A 20075-nucleotide genomic window follows, 5' to 3' on the forward strand; every position below is an offset into this window, starting at 1 on the left:
GGCGGGAATTAACGGAACTATAGTTCCGTTAATGGAGTCATGAAGATTTCGAAGCACGCCGTCGCCGCCGCTGCCGTGGCAGCGTTCACCCTCGTCGCCGGGGCGGCGTACGCCATCGACGCCGAACAACCCGCCACCGGTCCCGCGTGGTCGGCCGCCTGGTCCGCGGCGGCACAGCGCCCGAGCACCGGATTCGGGCCGAACTGGTCCGAAGCGGGTTTCTCCGATCAGACGCTGCGCCAGGTCGTCCGGGTCACCAATGGCGGCGACAGCGTGCGCATCAAGCTGTCCAACCGGTTCGGCGCCGGCCCGCTGGAGATCACCGGCGCGACCATCGCGGAGGCGAAGCAAGGCGCCGAAGTGCATCCGGAATCGGTGCGGGCGTTGACCTTCGATGACGATGCCGCCGCGGTCATCCCCGCCGGCGAGGAGATCGCCAGCGACGCGGTGCGATTGCCGGTGGACGCGCTGGATTCGGTGGCGGTGACCGTGTATCTGAAGGGCACCACCGGACCGGCCACCTTCCACTCCCAGGCCTGGACCGACAGCTACCGGGCTATCGGTGATCATCTCTCCGACCCGGCGGCAACGGCTTTCACCGAACGCACCAATTCCTGGTACTACCTCACCGATGTCGAGGTCGCGGGTGCTGCCCCGCGCGACGACACCGTGGTCGCCTTCGGCGATTCCATTACCGATGGATTCGGTGCCACCCCGGGCGCGAACCGGCGCTGGCCCGATGCGCTGGCCGATCGGCTGGCGGCCGCGAACCGGCAGCGCGCGGTGCTGAACCTCGGAATCGGCGGCAATCTGGTGCTCAATGATTCCGCTTGGTACGGCGAACGTTCCACGGTCCGCTTCCAGCGCGATGTGCTCGACAAGCCCGGCGTGCGCACCGTGATCCTGCTCCAGGGAGTCAATGACATCGGATTCAGCGAGGCGCCGGAGCAGCCCACCTACCAGCCCGGCCCGGATGTCTCCGCCGAGCAGATCATCGCGGGCTACCGCACCCTGATCGCCCAGGCGCGGGCCGTGGGCGTGCGGGTCGTGGGGGCGACCCTGCTGCCGCTGGGCGGTTCGGATCACTACAGCGCCCGCGCGGCCGCCAAGTGGCATGCCGTGAACGACTGGATCCGCACCTCCGGCGAGTACGACGCGGTGGTGGATTGGGCTGCGGCACTGGCGGATCCGAGCAATCCGGAGATCCTCGCGCCCGTATATGACAGTGGAGATCACTTGCACCCCAATGACGCCGGATACCGGCTCATGGCCGAGACCATCGATCTGGATGCGCTGTAGCCCCGCCGAGAGACCACGCCCACGGCCGCCGGTACGAATCCGTTCGTACCGGCGGCCTTTCGCTTATGCCCAGACGTCCCCGATGGGAATGGCCGCGGCAGGTGCGGGTGCGGGGACCGGCGGCGGGGTGCGCGAAAACCGCGGCGCGGGAGCGGGTTGCCGGATGCCGCCGACGTCGACCAGGGCGGCGCGCGCGGTCAGATGCTCATCGGTGAGCGCTTCGCTGAAGGTGCGCACCGGTGTGACGCAGGCGTCCACGCCGTCGAAGAGTTCGGACCATTCCGCCTGGGTCTTGGCGGCGAAGCGCTCGGCGAAGACCTTGCGCAGCACTTCCTGTCCGGCCCGATCATTCTGCTGGGGCAGGGTTTCCGGGTCCAGCTCGAGCACTCGCAGCAGTTCGGCGTAGAACTGCGGCTCGAAGGCTCCGACGGCCATGTGCTTGCCGTCCGCGGTCGCATAGGTGTCGTACCAGGCCATTCCGGTATCGAGCACATTGGTGCCGCGCTCATCGGACCACAGGCCGAGCTGGTTGAGCGACACCATGGTGTGCGCCAGCGTGAGCACGCCGTCGACCATGGCGGCGTCCACCACCTGGCCCCGTCCGGAGCGCTGCCGCTCCAGCAGCGCGGCCATGATGCCGAGCACCAGGAAGACCGATCCGCCGCCGTAGTCGCCGAGCAGGTTGATGGGCGGCACCGGCCGTTCGCCCTTGCGGCCGATGCCGTTCAGCGCCCCGGTGAGGCCGATGTAGTTGATGTCGTGCCCGGCCCGCTGCGCCCGCGGGCCCTCCTGACCCCAGCCGGTCATGCGGCCGTAGACCAGCCGCGGATTGCGCTCCAGCGCGATAGCGGGGCCGAGGCCGAGGCGTTCGGCCACGCCCGGCCGATAGCCTTCGATCAGCACATCGGCCTTCTCGATCAGCGCCAGCACGGCCGTCACATCCGCGGGATTCTTCAGATCGGCCGTGGTGAGCGTGCGCCCGCGCAATTGCGCCTGGAAGGCCGTCGCATCCTGGGGCCGCTGCACCCGCACCACATCGGCGCCCAGGTCCGCCAGCATCATCGCGGCATGCGGACCGGGTCCGATGCTCGCCAGCTCGACGACCCGAATGCCTTCCAGCGGACCCCTGCTCGCGTTCACCCTGCAAACCCCCTGTCGGTTCGGTCGAATACCAGGAGTAGAACACGTTCCAGAATGTCGTGCCAGTCCGAAGGCCGTCAGGCGACGTAGCCGCGCTCCAGGATGGCCGCGGTGTCGACGCCGGTGGGCAGGGTACCGAAGGCGATGCCCCAGTCGCCGCCGAACCGGGTGGCGCAGAAGGCGTCCGCCACCGCCGGGTGACCGTGGCGGACCAGCTGCGAACCCTGCAGCACCAGCGCCATCAGCTCGACCACGCGCCGGGCGCGGTATTCGATCTCGCCGAGATCGGTGAGCTCCTTGCCGATCCGATCGATGGCGGCGTCCAGGCGGCTGTTCGCGCCGCGGGCCAGGGACACCTCGGCGAAGAAGGCCTCGACGGTTTCGGGCTGACGGCCCATGGCGCGCAAGGCATCCAGCGCCGCCACATTGCCCGAGCCCTCCCAGATGGACATGAGCGGAGCCTCCCGGTACAGCCGCGGCATCCCGGATTCCTCCACATATCCATTGCCGCCCAGGCATTCCAGGGCCTCGGCGGCGTGCGCGGGGGCGCGCTTGCAGACCCAGTACTTGGTGACCGCCAGCGCGATGCGGCGGAAGTCCGCCTCGGCCGCATCAGTGGCGGCGCGATCGGTGGCGCCGGCCAGCCGCATCATGACCGTGGTGGCGGCATCGGATTCGATCACCAGATCGGCCAGCACATTGCGCATGGCCGGCTGATCGATGAGGTTGGCGCCGAAGGCCTTCCGGTGCCGGGCGTGATGCACCGCGTGCACCACGCCGGCGCGCATACCGGTGGCCGAGCCGATCACGCAGTCCAGGCGGGTCATATTGACCATCTCGATAATGGTCTTCACGCCCGCGCCCTCCGCGCCGACCAGCCAGCCGATCGCGTTCTCGTACTCGATCTCCGAGGAGGCATTGGACTTGTTGCCCAGCTTGTCCTTGAGCCGTTGCAGGCGCAGGGGATTGCGGCTGCCGTCGGGCAGCACCCGCGGCAGCAGGAAGCAGGACAGGCCGCCCGGGGCCTGCGCCAGGGTCAGGAACATGTCCGACATGGGCGCGGAGGTGAACCACTTGTGGCCCACGATCCGGTATGTGCCATCGGATTGCGGTGTGGCCGTGGTGGTATTGGCGCGGACGTCGGAGCCGCCCTGCTTCTCGGTCATGGACATGCCGGCGATGAGACCGGCCTTGCCGGACGGTTCCCGCAGTCCGTAGTCGTAGACGCGGGAGGCCAGCAGCGGCTCGTATTTCGCGGCCAGCTCCGGATTGTGGCGCAGGGCGGGCACCACGGCGTAGGTCATGGAGATCGGGCACATGTGGCCGGCATCGGCCAGGCCCCAGGTGTAGAACTTGGCGGCGCGGGCGACATGCGCACCGGGGCGGTCGTCCTGCCACGGCGCACCGTGCAGGCCGTGTCGCACAGCCACTTCCATCAGATCGTGCCAGTGCGGGTGGAACTCCACCTCGTCGACGCGATGGCCGTAGCGGTCGTGGGTGACGAGCTTCGGCGGGTGGTCATTGGCCAGCCGTCCCCATTCCTGCGCCCGCGCGCCGCCGGCGAGGGCGCCGAGTTCGCGCAGCTCGGCCTCGGCCCAGCCCGCGCCCTCCCGGCGCAGGCCCTCCAGGAGCGCGGGATTGCGGGAATTGTCGAAGGGGACGATGTCCGGCACCTGATTGAACACGTCGTGGGTGTGCATGGGGACTCCTATTTCTGAGGTACGCCGAGTGCGCGCAGGGCGAAGGCGACGAGTTCGGGCACCACCGATTCGCTGTCCACCTGTTCGGCGAGCGGGCCGACCAGCACCTCGCCGATGGCGCCGACCAGGGCGGCGGCGCTGGTGCGCGGATCCTGCGGCGGCAGTTGGCCATTGGCGACGCCGTCGGCGATGGCGGATTCGAAGGTCTCGGCGAAGGCCCGGCGGAAGCGCAGGCGTTCGGTGTCGACCGCGGTGTCCACGGGTTCGGCCAGCAGCACGTAGGCGAGCTTGGGGTTCTTGAGCGCGCGGCCGGCGAAGGTCTCCACGGCGGCCGTGACCCGTTCCACCACACCGCGTTCGGCGGCGGACGCATCGGCGGCGACGCCGCCCGCCACGGCCACCGCGGCCACTTCGCGGGTGACGACCTCGCGGAACACGGCGGTCACCAGCTCGGACTTGCCGCTGAAGTTCTTGTAGACGGTGCCGGTGGCCACGCCCGCCTCGGCGGCGACGGCGGCCATGGACAGTCCGGCGAACCCGTCCCGGGAGAGCACGGTCATCGCCGCCCGCACGATCGACCCGGCCTGGGCGTCGAGGCGGGCCTGGACAGCAGGGGTTCTGCGGTAGGCCACGCAAGAAGTGAATCACGAATTCATTTCTTGACGCAACGCCCACCCGTCGCCTACCGCCACCCTCAACCGAGACGCTCCGCGCCGCTCCGCTTATTCGATTTACGGCGTATGGTCGGGGTCGTGAGCGTACGAGTCGAACGCAACGGCCCCGTGACCACCGTGATCCTGCACCGCCCGGAGGCCCGCAATGCGGTCGACGGACCCACCGCCGCGGCGCTGGCCGAGGCCTTCCGCGAATTCGACGCCGACCCGACCGCCGCGGTCGCGGTGCTGTGGGGCGAGGGCGGCACCTTCTGCGCCGGCGCGGACCTGAAAGCGCTCGGCACCGAGCGCTCGAATCAGGTCACCGAGGACGGCGACGGGCCGATGGGCCCCACCCGCATGGTGCTGTCCAAACCCGTCATCGCCGCCGTCTCCGGTTACGCCGTGGCGGGCGGCCTGGAGCTGGCGCTGTGGTGCGATATGCGAATCGCCGAGCAGGACAGCACCTTCGGCGTCTTCTGCCGCCGCTGGGGCGTGCCGCTCATCGATGGCGGCACCGTGCGCCTGCCCCGCATCATCGGTACCGGCCGCGCCATGGATCTCATTCTCACCGGCCGCGCGGTGGGCGCCACCGAGGCGCTCCAGATCGGCCTCGTCAACCGTGTCGTCCCGGCCGGCGAATCCCGCCGCGCCGCCGAGGAACTCGCCGCCGAACTGTCCGCCCTCCCGCAGACCTGTCTGCGCTCCGACCGCATGTCGGTGCTGGAACAGGACGGCCTGGACGAACCCGCCGCCATCGCCAACGAACTGAAGCACGGCGTCAAGGCCCTCATGGACGGGGCCCTGGACGGCGCGCAACGCTTCGCTTCAGGCGCAGGCCGCCACGGCCGCCCGGCCTGACGACAGGCGGCGCAGTACGCTGCCCCTCTGATGAATCGGCTGAGCGTGGTGGACGAGATCTTCCTGCGGGCGCATCGGGGCATGGGCACCCCGATCGCCCTGCAGGGGCTGTGGCGTACCGCCGACCCGCTCGACGAGAAGCTGCTGCGGGGCATTCACAACCGGCTGCGCATCGGACCGCTGGGCCGCCGCGTCGTGCGCGCACGGGTGCCCGGCGCCCGCCCGCGCTGGCGGCCGAACACCCAGGCGCATCCGCTGCTGATCGCCGCACAGCCGATTGCCCCTGCCGCACTGCTGGATTGGGCCGACGGCCAGGCCGGGGATCTCGATCCGGAATTCGGTCCGGGCTGGCGGCTGTCCGCCGCCCCCCTCACCGACGGCGGCTGCCTGCTCTCACTGACCTGCTCGCACGCCCTGGCCGACGGCCGCGCCCTGGCGCTCGCCGTCGATCACGCCTTGGCCGGCACACCCCTCGCGGCGCCCGTTGCCGGACACTCGGATTGGGCCGACGCCCGCCGCCAGTGGGCCACCGTCCTGGGCGGCACCGCCCGCGCCCTGCGCAACGGCATCCCCTCCCGCCCAACCCCTCCCGCCCCGCGCGCGGTCGCACGCCCCGCCACCACCGATATCCCGCCGCCGGTCACCACCAGCGCCATCCTCCAGATCCCGGCCCGCTCCTGGACGCGGGTGGCGGTGGCCCACGGCGGCACCGCCAACAGCCTGTTCATCCACCTGGTGGCGAACATGCTGTGGGACAACGGCTTCCCCTCCCCCGCCATTGCCGCCAGCCTCCCCGTCGACACCCGTGACGAACCCCGCGTCGACAACGACATGTCCATGACCGAAATCGCCGTCACCCGCGACGACACCCCCGCCACCATCCGCCGGAAGGCGCGCGCGGCCTACGAACACCGCATGACCAGCCCCGGCGGCATCCCCGAAGAACTCCTCCAGGTCATCCCCGACCGCTGGGCGCACGCCCTGTCCAAGGGCGCCGGCGAACGAGACATCCTGTGCTCCAATATCGGAACCCTCCCCGACTCCCTGCTGTCCCTGGGCCCGCACCCCTGCACCGGCGTAGCGGCCCGCGCCCTGCACCCCGGCCTGCGCCCGGACAATCTGCCCCGAACTCGCCTGTCCGCCTACCTGACCCGCATCGCCGACGTCTACACCCTCTCCCTGGTCGGCCTCGATCCGGACGCCATCCCCACCCACACCGCACTGAACACCCTCGCCCGCAACGCCCTCAATACCTACGAACTCCCCGTCACCAGCTGGTGACGGGGAGTTCGCGGACAATCGGTCACCGCACGACCACAGGCTCGGCGTAACGGGCGCGGACATGCTCGGGGATTTCGATGCCGGGTTCCAGATCCGCGGACGAAATCGCCGGGTCGAAGACCTGACGAATGGGCAGCACCCCCGCCCACACCCCACCGGCCTCGATATCCGCGGCATCGTCGCGCGGACCGCCGGTGCGCATCTTCACCGAAGCCTCGCTCAAGTCGATGGCCAGCACCAGGGTGGCAGCCATCTCCTTCTTGTTCGGCGGCCGCACCACCCCCCAGGAGCCGGGCGCCACGTGCTCGACAATGACCCGCAGGGCGTGCATACGGGCCTCCGGATCCGTGACTTCCACTGGGCGGGCGTGGATTACGGCAGAACGGTAGTTCATGGAGAAATGCATGGCGGAGCGGGCGTAAACGAGGCCGTCGACATGGGTGACCGATACCGACACATCACCCCGCATAGCGGCGCGCAGGTTCCCGGCACCGGTCGAACCATGCAAATACAGGGTGTCGCCCTCACGGCCATAGGTGGTCGGAATGACAACCGGGCTCCCACCGAGAACCACGCCGAGATGGCAGAGCAGACCCGCGTCGAGAACCGCGTCGAGGGCGGCACGATCGGTCACGCCACGCTCCTTCGAGCGGGTCAGGGCACTGCGCGGCGTAGCGGACAAGGGGGTCCGGGTCGGTGTCGGCTCGGTCATGAGACCAGCATCGCCCGAGCAATGGTCTTTCCAAATAGCCAATTCCCGGTAAGAATGAAAGACCACTTTGCAAGGGGTTACGACGATCGGGAGGCCATTGCATGGGTGCGGCCGGTAGGCGGGCGGTGGCGGTCGAGGATCTGCCGTTGGCTGTGGACCGGGAGGCCGAGACGCCGCTGGCGGTGCAGGTGGCGGATGGGTTGCGCGGTGCGGCGGCCGCGGGGGCATTGCGGGCCGGGGATCGGCTGCCCTCGTCGCGCGAGTTGGCGGCCCGGCTGCGGGTGAGCCGGACGGTGGTGACCGCGGCTTATGAACAGTTGCATGCCGAGGGGTGGCTGAGCGGGCGGCACGGGTCGGGGACGTTCCTGACGGCCGCGCCGCAGCCGGTGGCGGCGCCCGCTGCCGCCGGGCTGCGGTCGAATCCGATGGCGGGGCTGCTCGATCTGGGGTCGGGGGCGCCGAATATCGAGACCCTGGATCGGGCCGCGTGGCGGCGGGCGTGGCGGGTCGCCTCCGATCGGACGCCCTTGATCCGGCGGGATCGGGCCGGGGAGCCCGAATTCCGGGAGGCCGTGGTGGAGCATCTGCTGCGGCATCGCGGGCTGGGGGCGGGGAGCGGGACGGCCGTGCTCGCCACCGCCGGAACCAGTTCCGCCGTAGCGGAACTCGCGGCCGCGCTGTGGCGGCCGGGTGATGTGGTCGCCATGGAGGATCCCGGATACCAGCGGGCCGCTGGAGCGTTCCGGGCGGCGGGCGTGCGGCTGGTTCCGGTGCCCTGCGATGCGGAGGGGCTGCGGGTCGACCTGCTGCCGCCGACGGCGAAGGCAGTGTATTGCACTCCCGCGCATCAGTTTCCGCTCGGTGCGCGCATGCCCGCGGCCCGGCGGGTCGAGCTGATCGAATTCGCGCGCCGCACCGGCGCGCTCGTCATCGAGGACGACTACGACGGCGAATTGCGGTACGACACCGCGCCTTTGCCGCTACTGGCCACCCTCGCACCGGATCTGGTGGTGCATCTGGGCACCACCAGCAAGATCCTGACCCCGACCCTCGGCGTCGGCTGGCTGGTCGCCGCGCCGGCGGTCACCGACGCGGTGCTCGACTATCGCGAATCGACCGGCACCAGCCCGGCGCCGGCGGGGCAGCAGGTGGTGGCCGAGCTGGCCCGGCACGGTGATCTGTCCCGGCATCTGCGCCGCCTGCGCCGGGAGATGCCGGCGCGGCGCGCGCTGGTCGTCGGCGAGCTGCGCGGCCGCGGGCTGGATGTGATCGGCGACGACGCCGGATCGCATATCGCCGTGCCGCTGCCCTCGCAGCGGCACGAGGACCGGGCCATTGCGCTGGCCCGCGAGTACGGCGTCTATCTGGACGGCCTGGGCCGCCATCACATCGGCCCGCGACACACCTTCGGCATCGCCCTGGGTTACGCCGCCCTGCCCGGGGCGGAGCTGCCGCGGGCCGTCCGGTTGGCCGGGGATGCGCTGAGCCGGGTCGTAGACTCGACCGCATGAGCGAACAGGACATTCTCGCGCGCATCAAGACCTTGGTCGATCAAGAGCACGAGCTGCGCGCCAAGACCATCCAGGGCAAGCTCGACCCGGAAACCGAACGCCGTCAGCTGGCCGAGCTCGAGGTCATGCTGGATCAGTGCTGGGATCTGCTGCGCCAGCGCCGCGCCCGCATGGATCAGGGCCGCAATCCGGACGAGGCCCAGCCGAATACCGCCCGCCAGGTCGAGGGCTACCTGCAGTAGTTCTGCGCCATCGACTGCTGGCAGCCGCCTGCACTACCCTTTGTGAATGGTGGCTACGGTAGATATCACTACCTCGGACGGCGTCGTCCGGGGTTCCCGGGGCCGCCGCGTTGCACGCTGGCGGTCCATTCCCTTCGCGGCTCCCCCGGTGGGGGAACTCAGATTCCGCGCCCCGCAACCCGTGCGGCCGTGGCACGGGGTGCGCGATGCCACCCGATTCGGATTCGCCGCCATGCAGCATCGCAGCGGCGCGCGCATCGGACCGCGGACCCAGCAGCCGACGGGCGAGGACTGCCTGACGCTCAATGTGACCGCGCCGAGCCGGGTTTCGGCCGAACCGCGACCGGTGATGGTGTTCATTCACGGCGGCGGCTACATCATCGGGACCTCCGCGCTGGGCCTGTATTCCGGCGCGCGGCTGGCGGCGCTCGGCGATGTGATCGTGGTGTCGATCAACTACCGGCTGGGCGCGTTCGGGTATGTCGATTTCGGGGAATTCTCCACGCCCGCACACCGATTCGACTCGAATCTGGGGTTGCGCGATCAGGTGGCGGCGCTGGAATGGGTGCGGCGCAATATCGCCGCGTTCGGCGGGGACCCGGACAATGTCACCGTCTTCGGTGAATCCGCGGGCGCGCACGCCGTGCTCGCCCTGTTCGCCGCACCGGCCGCGGCCGGACTCTTCCACCGGGGCATCGCACAGAGTCCGCCCGCCGATTGGGGCACCTCCCCCGCCGATGCCAAACTCTTCGCCCAGCGCTGTGTCGAGCGGCTCGGCGCCGCGCCCGACGAGGCCGCCGAGGCCCTGCTCACGGCCGCCCCGAACGATATTCGCCGCGCCGTGGACCGTGCGGTGCAGGAGGTGCTGCGGTATCAGCCGGGCCTGTTCCCGGTCGCGCCGCACATCGACGGGGATTTCCTGCCGAAGTCGCCGATCAACGCCTTCCTCGCCGGCACCGCGCACAAGGTGCCGCTCATCATCGGATCCAATCGCGACGAGGGCACCCTGTTCACCCGTTTCGACGATGTGCTGGCCACCACCCCCGCCCGCATTCGCCGCATCCTCCAGCAGGCGGGCGGCGACTTCGAATCCCGGGTGATCGCCGCCTATTCCGGATTTCCCGATCCGAAGGTGGCGGTGCGCATGGGCGGCGACTTCACCTTCTTCCGCCCGTGCACCACGGTCATGGCCGCGCACAGCCGCCATGCGCCCACCTATGCGTATCGCTTCGACTTCGCCCCGCGCGCAATACGACTCGCGGGTTTCGGCGCGACGCACGCCCTGGACCTGATTCCGGTCTTCGGCGCGGCCGACACCCCGATCGGCCGGGCGCTCACCGCCGCGGGCGGGCGGCGCGGTCTCCGCTCGGTGACGCGGCAGTTCCAGGACAATTGGCTGTCCTTCGCCCGCACCGGCGCACCGCTGCCGTCCTGGCCGGCCTACACCGAGGACAAGCGCGCCACGCTGATCATCGACTATCCGCCGCGCGTGGAGTACGACCCGGACAAGCAGAAGCGCTTGGCCTGGCAGGGAATTCAGCTGCCCGCACTGGTCTGAGGGGGGATACCGGGGGCACCGCCCCCGAACCCCAACTCCCCGCGCTGGTCCCAGGGGGATACCGGGGGCACCGCCCCCGAACCCCAACTCCCCGCGCTGGTCCCAGGGGGATACCGGGGGCTCCGCCCCCGAACCCCAACTCCCCGCGCTAGTCCCGGGAGGGACCGGGGGCACCGCCCCCGAACCCCAACTCACCTTCGGCGAAGGATTCCGCTCTACTTGAGCAGTCGCGACATGCGGCGGTCGGCGAGGATCTTGCCGCCGGTTTGGCAGGTGGGGCAGTACTGGAAGGACTTGTCGGCGTAGGCGACTTCGCGCACGGTGTCACCGCAGATCGGGCAGGTTTCGCCGGTGCGGCCGTGCACCCGCATACCGGAGCGCTTCTCGGCCTTGAGGCGCGCGGCGTCCTCGCCGACCGAGCGTTCGATGGCATCGGAGAGCGTGGCCCGCATGGCCGAGAACAACCGCGCCAATTGCTCCGCGTCCAGGCCCGACGCGGTGGCGAACGGCGAAAGCCTGGCCGTGTGCAGGATTTCATCGGAATACGCATTGCCGATGCCCGCCAGCACGGTCTGATCGGTCAGCGCGTTCTTCACCCGCTGCGAGGTCCCGTGCAGCAGTTCGGCGAATTCGGTCTCGCTCACGGCCATGGCGTCGGGTCCCAGGCGGGCAATGCTGGGCACGGACAGCGGATCCCGCACGATCCACACCGCCAGCCGCTTCTTGGTCCCCGCCTCGGTGAGATCGAACGCCGGCGTCGCGCCCTCGGGCGTGAACAGGTGCACCCGCAGGGCCAGCGGCCCCTTGCCCGGTTTGGGCGGCGCGGCGCCCGGTTCGTCGATCCAGCGCAACCATCCGGCGCGGGAGAGGTGGGTGATCAACCACAGCCCGCCGCAATCGACTCCGAGGTGTTTGCCCCAGTGCCCCACCCCGGTCACATCGCGCCCGGACAACGCGGTCACCGGCGGATCGAAGGTTTTCAGCACGCTCAGCGCCGCCACATCGATCCGCCCGACAACGGCACCCACCGCGTGCTCGGCGAGAAATTGCTCGAGCGCCACGATCTCCGGTAGCTCAGGCACAACCACCACCCTACCGACCACCTGTGACACCCGCTGGTCACCGAAACGCGCTCAACCTCGATCGGCGCCGCGCCGCAGCAGGTAGATGTCCATGATCCAGCCCTTGCGTTCGCGCAGGGCGGCACGCCGGCGCACGATGCGCTGTTCGACGATGCGCAGCGGGCCCTCCACGATCACCTCGTCGGGCATGCCGAGGTAGGCGCCCCACCAGATGTAGAGATCGTCCCCGGGCACCTGGGTGAACGAGCAGTCGCCGTCCAGCATGACCAGCGTGGACTGCCCGGCGGCCACGCCGTCCTCGCGAATCCGGCGCCCGGTGGTGATGTGCACCGGCTCGCCGATCTCGTGCAGCACCATGCGGTGCGCGGCGGCCAGCGACTGCACGCTGGTGATCCCCGGGACGACCTCGTAGTCGAAGGTCAGGCGGCCGCGGTCCAGCACCCGCTCCACCATCCGCAGCGTGCTGTCGTACAGCGACGGATCACCCCACACGAGAATGCCGCCCACGCCCTCGGTTCCGGCGAAGGCCCGCTCCAGGACTTCCGCCCGCCGCTCGTGCCAGTCGGCCACCACGCCCTGATAGGCGGCGTCCGCCCCGGTGCCCGGCACGCTGCGGTCGCGCGGCGGGTCGGCGATCTCCACCACCCGATGCGGCTGCTCGGCGTACTCGGCCAGGATGGCGGCGCGCACATCCACGAGCTCCTGTTTCTCGGCGCCCTTGCCGATGACGAAGAACACGTCGACTTGGCGCACGGCCTTGATGGCCTGCACCGTCACCTGGTCCGGATCACCGGCGCCGATTCCGATCACGAAGAGCTTCCGCACGGTGCGTAAGCTAACCAGGCGTGGACAGCGCCCCTCGCGATACCCAGAGCACGGCCCCCGACACCCAATACGAGGACCTGCTGCGGCTGGTACTGGATTCCGGCACCCCGAAAGCGGATCGGACGGGCACCGGCACCCGCAGCGTCTTCGGGCATCAGCTGCGCTACGACCTGTCCCAGGGCTTCCCGCTGATCACCACCAAGAAGGTGCATCTGAAGTCCATCGTCTACGAGCTGCTGTGGTTCCTGCGCGGCGATTCCAATGTGAAGTGGCTGCAGGAGCACGGCGTCACCATCTGGGACGAATGGGCCGACCGCAATGGCGATCTGGGCCCGGTCTACGGCGTGCAGTGGCGGTCCTGGCCGACGCCGGACGGCACCCACATCGATCAGATCTCGCAGGTGCTGCAGACGCTGCGCACCGATCCGGATTCGCGGCGCATCATCGTCTCGGCGTGGAATGTGGCCGAGCTGGATCGCATGGCGCTGGCGCCCTGCCACGCCTTCTTCCAGTTCTATGTGGCCGACGGCAGGCTGAGCTGCCAGCTGTATCAGCGCAGCGCCGACCTTTTCCTGGGCGTGCCGTTCAATATCGCCAGCTATGCGCTGCTGACGCACATGGTGGCGCAGCAGACCGAGCTGCTGCCCGGTGATTTCATCTGGACCGGCGGCGACTGCCATATCTACGACAATCACGTCGAGCAGGTGCGCGAGCAGCTGACCCGGCAGCCGTATCCGTTCCCGGAGCTGCGGCTGCGGCCCGCGCCCACGCTGTTCGATTACGCGTACGAGGATGTGGAAATCGTGGGCTACCAGCATCATCCGGCCATCAAGGCCGCGGTGGCGGTGTGAGCCGCACCATCGGGCTCGTGTGGGCCCAGACCACGGCGGGGGTCATCGGGCTCGACAATGCCATTCCCTGGCGGATTCCCGAGGACATGGCGCATTTCAAGAACATCACCATGGGGCATCCGGTGGTGATGGGGCGGCGGACCTGGGATTCGCTGCCCGCGCGTTTCCGGCCCCTGGAGGGCCGCCGCAATATCGTCGTGACCAGGCAAACGGACTGGTCCGCCGAGGGCGCCGAGCGCGCCGGATCCCTGGACGAGGCGCTGCAACTGGCCGGCGACGGTCCGGTGTGGATCATGGGCGGCGGGGAAATCTACCGGGCGGCAATGCCTTTGGCGACCGAACTACGAGTCACCGAAGTGGGCGCCGATATTGCGGGCGATTGTTACGCACCCGCCATCGGCCCGGAATGGACCGCGGACGACGCGCCGTGGCAGCAGTCCTCGTCCGGTCTGAAATATCGGTTCCTTCGTTATACGAGGTAAGCCCGATAACGAAGCGCTGAAACAGGCGATCGGCCCGGAGCCCGTCCGGCATACTCACGGATACTCCGGCGAAAGGCAGTCCATGGACAAGAAATCGCTGACCGCGGTCGCCCGCCAGCAGCTGAAGCTGGCCGCCACCGCCTCGAGCGGGCGCAGTTCGGTGACCATCTACGGAGGCCACGCGCACAGCCTGCGCCAGACGGTGATCGCTCTCACCGCCGGCCACACGCTGGCCGAGCACGAGAACCCGGGCGAGGCGACCATGATCGTGCTCAGCGGCGTGCTCACCCTGATCAGCGGCGCCAACGAATGGAAGGGATCGGCCGGTGACCTGCTGGTCATTCCGAACGCGCGGCACAGCGTGAAGGCCATCGACGATGTGGCGTTCCTGCTCACGGTCGCCAAGTAACCGGCCGCGCAGCAGACACAGGGTTACCTGATCGACCGATCGGTCTGCGGCGAGTTCTAGGCTGGAGTTCATGGGTGAGCCGCAGCCGTTTCTCGATCCGCTGACACCCGCCGCGATCTTCCTCGTCGTCACCATCGACGAGGGTGGCGAGGCGGTGGTGCGCGATCTGCTCGCAGACCTGCCGGGACTGCGCCGATCCGTGGGATTCCGGGTTCCCGGCGCCGGGCTGGCCTGCATCACGAGTATCGGCTCGCAGGCCTGGGACCGGCTTTTCACCGGACCGAAACCCGCAGAGCTGCACGAATTTCCGGGATACAAGGGCGAGGTGCACGAGGCGCCCGCCACGCCGGGCGATCTGCTCTTCCACATCAAGGCCGAGGCGCAGGACACCTGTTTCGAATTGGCCATGACCATCGGTGAAAGGCTCACCGGGGCCGCGACGATCGTCGACCAGACCGTGGGCTTCCGGTATTTCGAGCAGCGCGATCTGCTCGGATTCGTGGACGGCACCGAGAATCCCGAGGGAAAGCTGGCGGTGACCGCCGGAACCATCGGGGACGAGGACGCCGAATTCGCCGGTGGCAGTTATGTCATCGTGCAGAAGTACGTGCATCCGCTGGCCGATTGGAAGGCGCTGTCCACCGCCGAGCAGGAAAAGGTCATCGGGCGGACCAAACTCGATGATTTCGAGCTGCCCGAGGAGGACAAGCCGCTGAATTCGCATGTGGCGGTGAACGATCAGGACGAGCTCGGCCAGATCGTGCGCGCCAATATGCCCTTCGGCAGCGTCAAGGACGGCGAATTCGGTACGTATTACGTCGCTTACGCCGCCAGCCCGTCGGTGCCGGAGAAGATGCTGGAGCGCATGTTCCTCGGCAGCGACGAGGCGGCCTACGACCGCATCCTGGATTTCTCCACAGCCGTCACCGGCACCCTGTTCTTCACCCCGCCCGAGGGATTCTTCGACGCCCTGCCGGATGCTCCGGCGGCGGCGGAGGTCCGGGAATCTCCGGCCACGAATGGTGTTGTCACTAGCGGTTCTCTCGGAATCGGCACGTTGAAAAGGAGTCAAGAATGAACAACCTCCATCGCGAACTCGCGCCGATCACCTCCGAGGCCTGGGCGGCCATCGAGGAGGAGGCGACCCGAACCTTCAAGCGCCACATCGCCGGTCGCCGCGTGGTCGACGTCTCCGGCCCGCACGGCGCCGACTTCAATGCCGTCGGCCTGGGCCGCACCGAGATCATCGCCTCCCCCGGTGAGGGCGTGCAGGCCAGCCGGCGCGTCGTGGTCCCGCTGGTGGAACTGCGCGTCCCGTTCATCCTGTCCCGCCAGGAACTCGACAATGTCGAGCGCGGCGCCCGCGATACCGACCTGGACGCGGTCAAGGACGCCGCCAAGAAGATCGCCTTCGCCGAGGACCGCGCCATCTTCGAGGGCTACCCCGCAGCCGGCATCACCGGCATCCGCGCCGCCACCAATTGCGAACCGGTCAAACTCCCCGGCGACCCCCGCCTCACCCCCGAAGCCGTGGCCCAGGCCCTGTCCAAACTGCGCCTGGCCGGCGTGGACGGCCCCTACTCGGTCCTGCTCTCCGCCGACCTCTACACCGCCGTCAGCGAGACCTCCGACCACGGCCACCCCATCCGCACCCACATCGAACGCCTCATCGACGGCGACATCATCTGGGCCCCCGCCATCGACGGCGCCTTCGTCCTCTCCACCCGAGGCGGCGACTTCGACCTCCAGATCGGCCAGGACCTCTCCATCGGCTACCTCGCCCACGACGCCGAACAGGTCCAGCTCTACTTCCAGGAAAGCCTGACCTTCCTGGTCTACACGGCCGAAGCCGCAGTCCCGCTGGAGGCATAGGCCGCCTCTCGGAACTCTCGTGCCCCGCGCGCACCGACGTGCGCGGGGCACACCGATGAGTACGGCGCTCCAAACCAACCCCAGCCGGTGCAGTCGCCAGCCGGTGCAGTCGCCAGCGGATGCGATTGTCGGCCGGTCCGGGTCACCAGCCCGTCGGGTCCCCAGCCCGTGCGCCTGTGTGTTGGTCCGCCGCAGGCGAACCATCAATTACCGGCAGGGAACACAGTTGGTCCACCCGCGGTGTGGGTTTGTGGCCGTCTCGATACCCCCAGCCCGTCCGATCACGAGCTGGTGCGGTTGCCAGCCGGTCCGGTTGTCGGCCGGTCCGGGTCACCAGCCCGTCGGGTCCCCAGCTTGTGTGCTTGTGTGTTTGTCCGCCGCAGGCGAACTGTCAATGAACGGCAGGGAACACAGTTGGTCCACCCGCGGTGTGGGTTCGGGGCCGTCCCGATACCCCAGCCCGTCCGATCACGAGCTGGTGCGGTTGCCAGCCGGTCCGGTTGTCGGCCGGTCCGGTTGTCGGCCGGTCCGGTTGTCGGCCGGTCCGGTTGTCGGCCGGTCCGGGGCACCAGCCCGTCGGGTCCCCAGCCCGTGTGCTTGTGGGTTGGTCCGCCGCAGGCGAACTGTCAATAAACGGCAGGGATGACAGTTGGTGCATCAACTGTGTGGGTTCGGGGCCGTCTCGATTTTGGACTGAGTGGAGCGTGCGTCGGAGCGGGGGAGCGAAGCGGAGGAGCTCCGGCGTGCGCGGAGGGAGGGAAAAATCGAGACCTCCAGGCCCCGAACCCCGCCGGAGCGAAGCGGAGGCAAATTAAACACAGCCACGAGCGTCCCCGATCAGACCAACCGTCTTCCCTCTCAACAGCCGACCATGTCCAGTCGGTGCCACACCCAGCCAGCGCTGGAGCCATAGCGCACCAACAGGTACGGTGACGCCCAGCACGAAGCGGGAGGCAGTTCAATGGCGGTGCGGGCGGTATGACGACGGTGCGGGCCGGTGTGGTCCCGGGGCGGCGGGCTGCCTGGTACGGGGTGGCCGGGGTCTTGGTCGCGGGTTTGATCTGTGTGGCGATTGTCGGCGTATTCGGCCTGAATCGGGTGTTCACCGGGCTGCTGCTGGGGATCGCGGCAGGCGTAGCGCTGCTGGTGCTGCTGTTCGGGCGCGATGGCGTGGTCCTGACCGACCGCTCGATCGTCCGGCGAACCCCCTGGCACGCGGACACCATCGCATGGGACCGAGTGGTGGCGGGCCGGTTCGCGCTGGACGACAAGGCCCGCTGGTCACTGGCCCTGGATCTGAACGGCGGCGACGAGTTGCACGGCGAACTGGTGCTCTTGTCCATTCCGCCGGTGGTCCGCCCCATCGCCAATGCCTACGACCATCGCAAGCGCGAGCAGGTCAACGAGATCCGGGCCATGCTCCGGCAGAAGCGCATCCCCGTAACCGTCCTGCCCGAGATCGCCGAGGCCCTGCAACAGCATTGGCGCCTGGCCCCACCTGCCCGCTGACCCGCCCCCGCCGATCTCTAGGCTGATCCGGGTGATTCGCACAGCTGCTCTGGCTCATGTCCGCGATCGCCGTCTGCTCCAGACCCGTCCGGTCGGCAAGGACGTCTTCTACATGGCGGGCGGCAAGATCGACCCGGGTGAAACCCCCGAGCTCGCCCTGCACCGGGAGATCCGCGAGGAACTGGGCGTGGGCGCCACCGCGGTCACGCGTCTCGGCGTCTTCGAGGCCGAAGCCTACGGCCACGCTCCCGGCACCCGCCTGCACATGACCGCTTTCCTCGGCGAACTCACCGCGGACCCGGCCCCGTCCGGCGAGATCGCCGAAATCCGCTGGTTCACCCTCGGCGAGTACCGGGCCATGCCCCACGTCGCCCCCGGCTCCCTGCTGGTCTTCCAGCGCCTCCGCGAACTCGACCTCATCGACGAATAGCCCGGCTAGCCGTTCTCGGTTTCGCTGACGGCAGTGCCCGGGCGATAGGGGATTCGAGTGGCCGCCGCCAAGCCCACCAGCAGGAACAGCGCCGCGGCGAGCAGCGTGGTGCGGGTGGCGTCGGTGAAGCCGCGGCAGAGCGCGTCGAGGACCGGTTCGGCCACACCGTGTTCGCGCAGACTGGAAATGGCCCCGCCCGCGGATTCCCGGGTAGCGGTGGCCAGGGTGTCCGCGGGCTGATCCGGGAGTTCGCGCACCTCGTCCAGCCGTTTGGGCAGATCGTTGCCGAGGGCGACCGAGAGCAGCGCACCGATGAGAGCCGTGCCGAACGCCGCGCCGACTTGCCGGACGGTGCTCTGGGTGGCGGAGCCCTGTCCGGAGAAGGCGGCGGGCACATCGGCGAGCACGGTCCCGGTCAGCTGCGCGGAGGCCATGCCCAGCCCGATGCCGTAGCCGACGAGCAGTAGCGCCAGCCACCAGCCGGAGATGTGCGGGGTGACGAACAGCGCGGCCAGCGCGATCGCGATCGCCTCGAGGGCGAGGCCGAGCTGCACCACCCGCACCGGGCCGAGTTTGCGCACCAGCCCTTCGGCGATCCCGGCCGCGGCGAACGCGCCCACCGCCATGGCGGCCAGCACGTAACCCGCTCCCAGCGTGGACAATCCGAGCACATTGACCATGAACAGCGGCAGCACGAACAACAGCCCGAATTCCCCCAGCGCCACCGCGAAGGCGGTGATGTTGCCCCACCGGAAACTCGGGATCTCGAACAGCGCCGGATCCAGCAACGCCGATCTGCCGATGAGCTTCCGATGCCTCTCCCAGCGGAGGAACACCGCCAGCGCGAGCACGCCGAGTGCGAGGAAGACGGGGATGGGTGAGACGGGCGCGTCCGCCGACCAGGTGAATCCGGGCATGGGGAATTCCCGCAGCGGCTTCCACCACCCGTAGGTCGCGCCCTCGATGAGCGCGAACACCAGCAGCGCGAAACCGGCCGCACTGAGCAGGAATCCGTCCACGTCGAGTCCGGGCGCGGCCTTGCCCATGCGGGTTTCCGGCACGAACAGGAACAGCCCGATGAGCACCAGCACGCCGAGCGGAATATTGACCAGGAAGATCCACGGCCAGGTGAAGTAGGTGGTGAGCCAGCCGCCGAGCAGCGGCCCGATGGCCGCCACGCCGGAGATGACCGATCCCCAGATGGCGAAGGCGATGATCCGGTCCCGCCCGCGGAAGAGGGCGTTCATGGTGGCGAGCGTCCCGGGCATCACCCCGGCCGCGCCGACGCCCTGCACGATGCGGCCCCAGATGAGCGGCCAGGCGCTGGTGGCGGAGGCGGCGAGCACGCTGCCCGCCAGGAAGATCAGCACACCAAGGGCGAAGAGATTGCGCCGCCCGAGCCGGTCCCCCAGCCGCCCGCTGGTGATCAGCAGCGCCGCCAGCACGACCGCGTAGACGCTGGTGATCCATTGCGCCTGAGTGAAATTCAGCTGGAGATCGGCAATGATGACCGGCAGCGAGACCGCGACGATGGTGCCGTCGAGCACCACCATGGACAGGCCGAGCGCCAGCACGGCCAGCGTGATCCACCGCTTGCGCCCCGGTTCGGGGGCCTGGTCGAGCTCCGCGTCGGTCATTCGTCACTCCCGCCAGCAAGT

Annotated in this window: 20 protein-coding genes; 13 read left to right on the forward strand and 7 right to left on the reverse strand. The window is 69.2% G+C overall.

All coding sequences use genetic code 11. The features are described from left to right. The first annotated feature begins 39 nt into the window (after positions 1 to 39). A complete protein-coding gene (locus ACYQ5L_RS34835) occupies positions 40 to 1299 on the forward strand; it encodes an SGNH/GDSL hydrolase family protein (protein ID WP_459962451.1) in 1260 nt (419 codons plus the stop codon). A 63-nt stretch (positions 1300 to 1362) separates the two neighbouring features. Here ACYQ5L_RS34835 and ACYQ5L_RS34840 read toward each other — a convergent pair whose 3' ends face one another. From ACYQ5L_RS34840 to ACYQ5L_RS34850, 3 genes are all read right to left on the reverse strand, one after another. Then, a complete protein-coding gene (locus ACYQ5L_RS34840) occupies positions 1363 to 2439 on the reverse strand; it encodes a CaiB/BaiF CoA transferase family protein (protein WP_459962452.1) in 1077 nt (358 codons plus the stop codon). Positions 2440 to 2516: 77 nt separating this feature from the next. Further along, positions 2517 to 4139, reverse strand: coding sequence for an acyl-CoA dehydrogenase family protein (locus tag ACYQ5L_RS34845; RefSeq protein ID WP_459962453.1), 1623 nt, complete (start codon positions 4137 to 4139; stop codon positions 2517 to 2519). Between the two features lie 8 nt (positions 4140 to 4147). Then, positions 4148 to 4771 (reverse strand): TetR/AcrR family transcriptional regulator, encoded by a 624-nt coding sequence (locus tag ACYQ5L_RS34850; RefSeq protein WP_459962454.1) that lies wholly within the window; start codon positions 4769 to 4771, stop codon positions 4148 to 4150. Between the two features lie 108 nt (positions 4772 to 4879). Here ACYQ5L_RS34850 and ACYQ5L_RS34855 point away from each other — a divergent pair, with 108 nt between their 5' ends. Both ACYQ5L_RS34855 and ACYQ5L_RS34860 read left to right on the forward strand, forming a co-directional pair. Further along, positions 4880 to 5653: a crotonase/enoyl-CoA hydratase family protein gene (locus ACYQ5L_RS34855; protein ID WP_459962455.1), complete on the forward strand. Its 774-nt coding sequence runs from the start codon at positions 4880 to 4882 to the stop codon at positions 5651 to 5653. 30 nt (positions 5654 to 5683) lie between these two features. Next, positions 5684 to 6934 (forward strand): hypothetical protein, encoded by a 1251-nt coding sequence (locus ACYQ5L_RS34860; RefSeq protein WP_459962456.1) that lies wholly within the window; start codon positions 5684 to 5686, stop codon positions 6932 to 6934. 22 nt (positions 6935 to 6956) lie between these two features. Here ACYQ5L_RS34860 and ACYQ5L_RS34865 read toward each other — a convergent pair whose 3' ends face one another. After that, positions 6957 to 7646 carry a pyridoxamine 5'-phosphate oxidase family protein gene (locus tag ACYQ5L_RS34865; RefSeq protein WP_459962457.1) on the reverse strand — a complete coding sequence of 230 codons (690 nt, stop codon included), beginning with the start codon at positions 7644 to 7646 and terminating at the stop codon, positions 6957 to 6959. A gap of 101 nt (positions 7647 to 7747) precedes the next feature. Between ACYQ5L_RS34865 and pdxR the strand changes: the two genes are divergently transcribed. From pdxR to ACYQ5L_RS34880, 3 genes are read left to right on the forward strand one after another with little or no spacing between them, the layout of a single operon-like run. Next, positions 7748 to 9157 carry a MocR-like pyridoxine biosynthesis transcription factor PdxR gene (gene pdxR / locus ACYQ5L_RS34870; RefSeq protein ID WP_459962458.1) on the forward strand — a complete coding sequence of 470 codons (1410 nt, stop codon included), beginning with the start codon at positions 7748 to 7750 and terminating at the stop codon, positions 9155 to 9157. Further along, on the forward strand, positions 9154 to 9399 hold the full coding sequence (locus ACYQ5L_RS34875) for a DUF2630 family protein (RefSeq protein WP_459962459.1): 246 nt from the start codon (positions 9154 to 9156) through the stop codon (positions 9397 to 9399). Before pdxR ends, ACYQ5L_RS34875 begins: the two co-directional genes overlap by 4 nt. 46 nt (positions 9400 to 9445) lie before the next feature. Further along, positions 9446 to 10957, forward strand: coding sequence for a carboxylesterase/lipase family protein (locus ACYQ5L_RS34880; RefSeq protein ID WP_459962460.1), 1512 nt, complete (start codon positions 9446 to 9448; stop codon positions 10955 to 10957). 215 nt (positions 10958 to 11172) lie between these two features. On the opposite strand, the gene ACYQ5L_RS34885 is transcribed toward ACYQ5L_RS34880, so the two are convergent. Then, positions 11173 to 12039, reverse strand: coding sequence for an Fpg/Nei family DNA glycosylase (locus tag ACYQ5L_RS34885; protein WP_459962461.1), 867 nt, complete (start codon positions 12037 to 12039; stop codon positions 11173 to 11175). A gap of 51 nt (positions 12040 to 12090) precedes the next feature. Then, positions 12091 to 12864: a precorrin-6A synthase (deacetylating) gene (gene cobF / locus ACYQ5L_RS34890; RefSeq protein WP_459962462.1), complete on the reverse strand. Its 774-nt coding sequence runs from the start codon at positions 12862 to 12864 to the stop codon at positions 12091 to 12093. 20 nt (positions 12865 to 12884) lie between these two features. Here cobF and ACYQ5L_RS34895 point away from each other — a divergent pair, with 20 nt between their 5' ends. From ACYQ5L_RS34895 to ACYQ5L_RS34925, 7 genes are all read left to right on the forward strand, one after another. Continuing rightward, positions 12885 to 13715 carry a thymidylate synthase gene (locus ACYQ5L_RS34895; RefSeq protein ID WP_459962463.1) on the forward strand — a complete coding sequence of 277 codons (831 nt, stop codon included), beginning with the start codon at positions 12885 to 12887 and terminating at the stop codon, positions 13713 to 13715. Further along, complete coding sequence (locus ACYQ5L_RS34900; protein ID WP_459962464.1) at positions 13712 to 14197, forward strand: dihydrofolate reductase; 486 nt, start codon at positions 13712 to 13714, stop codon at positions 14195 to 14197. Before ACYQ5L_RS34895 ends, ACYQ5L_RS34900 begins: the two co-directional genes overlap by 4 nt. Positions 14198 to 14279: 82 nt before the next feature. After that, complete coding sequence (locus ACYQ5L_RS34905) at positions 14280 to 14606, forward strand: cupin domain-containing protein (protein ID WP_379196649.1); 327 nt, start codon at positions 14280 to 14282, stop codon at positions 14604 to 14606. A 70-nt stretch (positions 14607 to 14676) separates the two neighbouring features. Then, entirely contained in the window at positions 14677 to 15684 is a 1008-nt protein-coding gene (locus ACYQ5L_RS34910) for a Dyp-type peroxidase (protein WP_459962465.1), read from the forward strand. Continuing rightward, on the forward strand, positions 15681 to 16478 hold the full coding sequence (locus ACYQ5L_RS34915) for a family 1 encapsulin nanocompartment shell protein (RefSeq protein ID WP_459962466.1): 798 nt from the start codon (positions 15681 to 15683) through the stop codon (positions 16476 to 16478). The genes ACYQ5L_RS34910 and ACYQ5L_RS34915 overlap by 4 nt, the downstream gene beginning before the upstream one ends. Positions 16479 to 17456: 978 nt before the next feature. Then, positions 17457 to 17987 (forward strand): hypothetical protein, encoded by a 531-nt coding sequence (locus ACYQ5L_RS34920; protein WP_459962468.1) that lies wholly within the window; start codon positions 17457 to 17459, stop codon positions 17985 to 17987. A 31-nt stretch (positions 17988 to 18018) separates the two neighbouring features. Continuing rightward, the gene (locus ACYQ5L_RS34925) at positions 18019 to 18417 is read left to right on the forward strand and encodes an NUDIX hydrolase (protein WP_459962470.1); all 399 of its coding nucleotides are present in this window, start codon (positions 18019 to 18021) and stop codon (positions 18415 to 18417) included. 5 nt (positions 18418 to 18422) lie between these two features. Here ACYQ5L_RS34925 and ACYQ5L_RS34930 read toward each other — a convergent pair whose 3' ends face one another. Beyond that, positions 18423 to 20054: an MFS transporter gene (locus ACYQ5L_RS34930; protein WP_459962471.1), complete on the reverse strand. Its 1632-nt coding sequence runs from the start codon at positions 20052 to 20054 to the stop codon at positions 18423 to 18425. Positions 20055 to 20075 lie beyond the last annotated feature (21 nt).

The sequence above is a fragment of the Nocardia sp. IFM 10818 genome (assembly GCF_054655275.1).

What these genes read in the sequence shown, in the direction of transcription:
- ACYQ5L_RS34905 (WP_379196649.1), top strand. Translation starts at nt 14,280, where the DNA reads ATGGACAAGAAATCGCTGACCGCGGTCGCCCGCCAGCAGCTGAAGCTG.
- pdxR (WP_459962458.1), top strand. Translation starts at nt 7,748, where the DNA reads ATGGGTGCGGCCGGTAGGCGGGCGGTGGCGGTCGAGGATCTGCCGTTG.
- ACYQ5L_RS34920 (WP_459962468.1), top strand. Translation starts at nt 17,457, where the DNA reads ATGACGACGGTGCGGGCCGGTGTGGTCCCGGGGCGGCGGGCTGCCTGG.
- ACYQ5L_RS34910 (WP_459962465.1), top strand. Translation starts at nt 14,677, where the DNA reads ATGGGTGAGCCGCAGCCGTTTCTCGATCCGCTGACACCCGCCGCGATC.
- ACYQ5L_RS34930 (WP_459962471.1), bottom strand. Translation starts at nt 20,054, where the DNA reads ATGACCGACGCGGAGCTCGACCAGGCCCCCGAACCGGGGCGCAAGCGG.
- ACYQ5L_RS34880 (WP_459962460.1), top strand. Translation starts at nt 9,446, where the DNA reads ATGGTGGCTACGGTAGATATCACTACCTCGGACGGCGTCGTCCGGGGT.
- ACYQ5L_RS34855 (WP_459962455.1), top strand. Translation starts at nt 4,880, where the DNA reads ATGGTCGGGGTCGTGAGCGTACGAGTCGAACGCAACGGCCCCGTGACC.
- ACYQ5L_RS34835 (WP_459962451.1), top strand. Translation starts at nt 40, where the DNA reads ATGAAGATTTCGAAGCACGCCGTCGCCGCCGCTGCCGTGGCAGCGTTC.
- ACYQ5L_RS34865 (WP_459962457.1), bottom strand. Translation starts at nt 7,646, where the DNA reads ATGACCGAGCCGACACCGACCCGGACCCCCTTGTCCGCTACGCCGCGC.
- ACYQ5L_RS34860 (WP_459962456.1), top strand. Translation starts at nt 5,684, where the DNA reads ATGAATCGGCTGAGCGTGGTGGACGAGATCTTCCTGCGGGCGCATCGG.
- ACYQ5L_RS34915 (WP_459962466.1), top strand. Translation starts at nt 15,681, where the DNA reads ATGAACAACCTCCATCGCGAACTCGCGCCGATCACCTCCGAGGCCTGG.
- ACYQ5L_RS34845 (WP_459962453.1), bottom strand. Translation starts at nt 4,139, where the DNA reads ATGCACACCCACGACGTGTTCAATCAGGTGCCGGACATCGTCCCCTTC.
- ACYQ5L_RS34875 (WP_459962459.1), top strand. Translation starts at nt 9,154, where the DNA reads ATGAGCGAACAGGACATTCTCGCGCGCATCAAGACCTTGGTCGATCAA.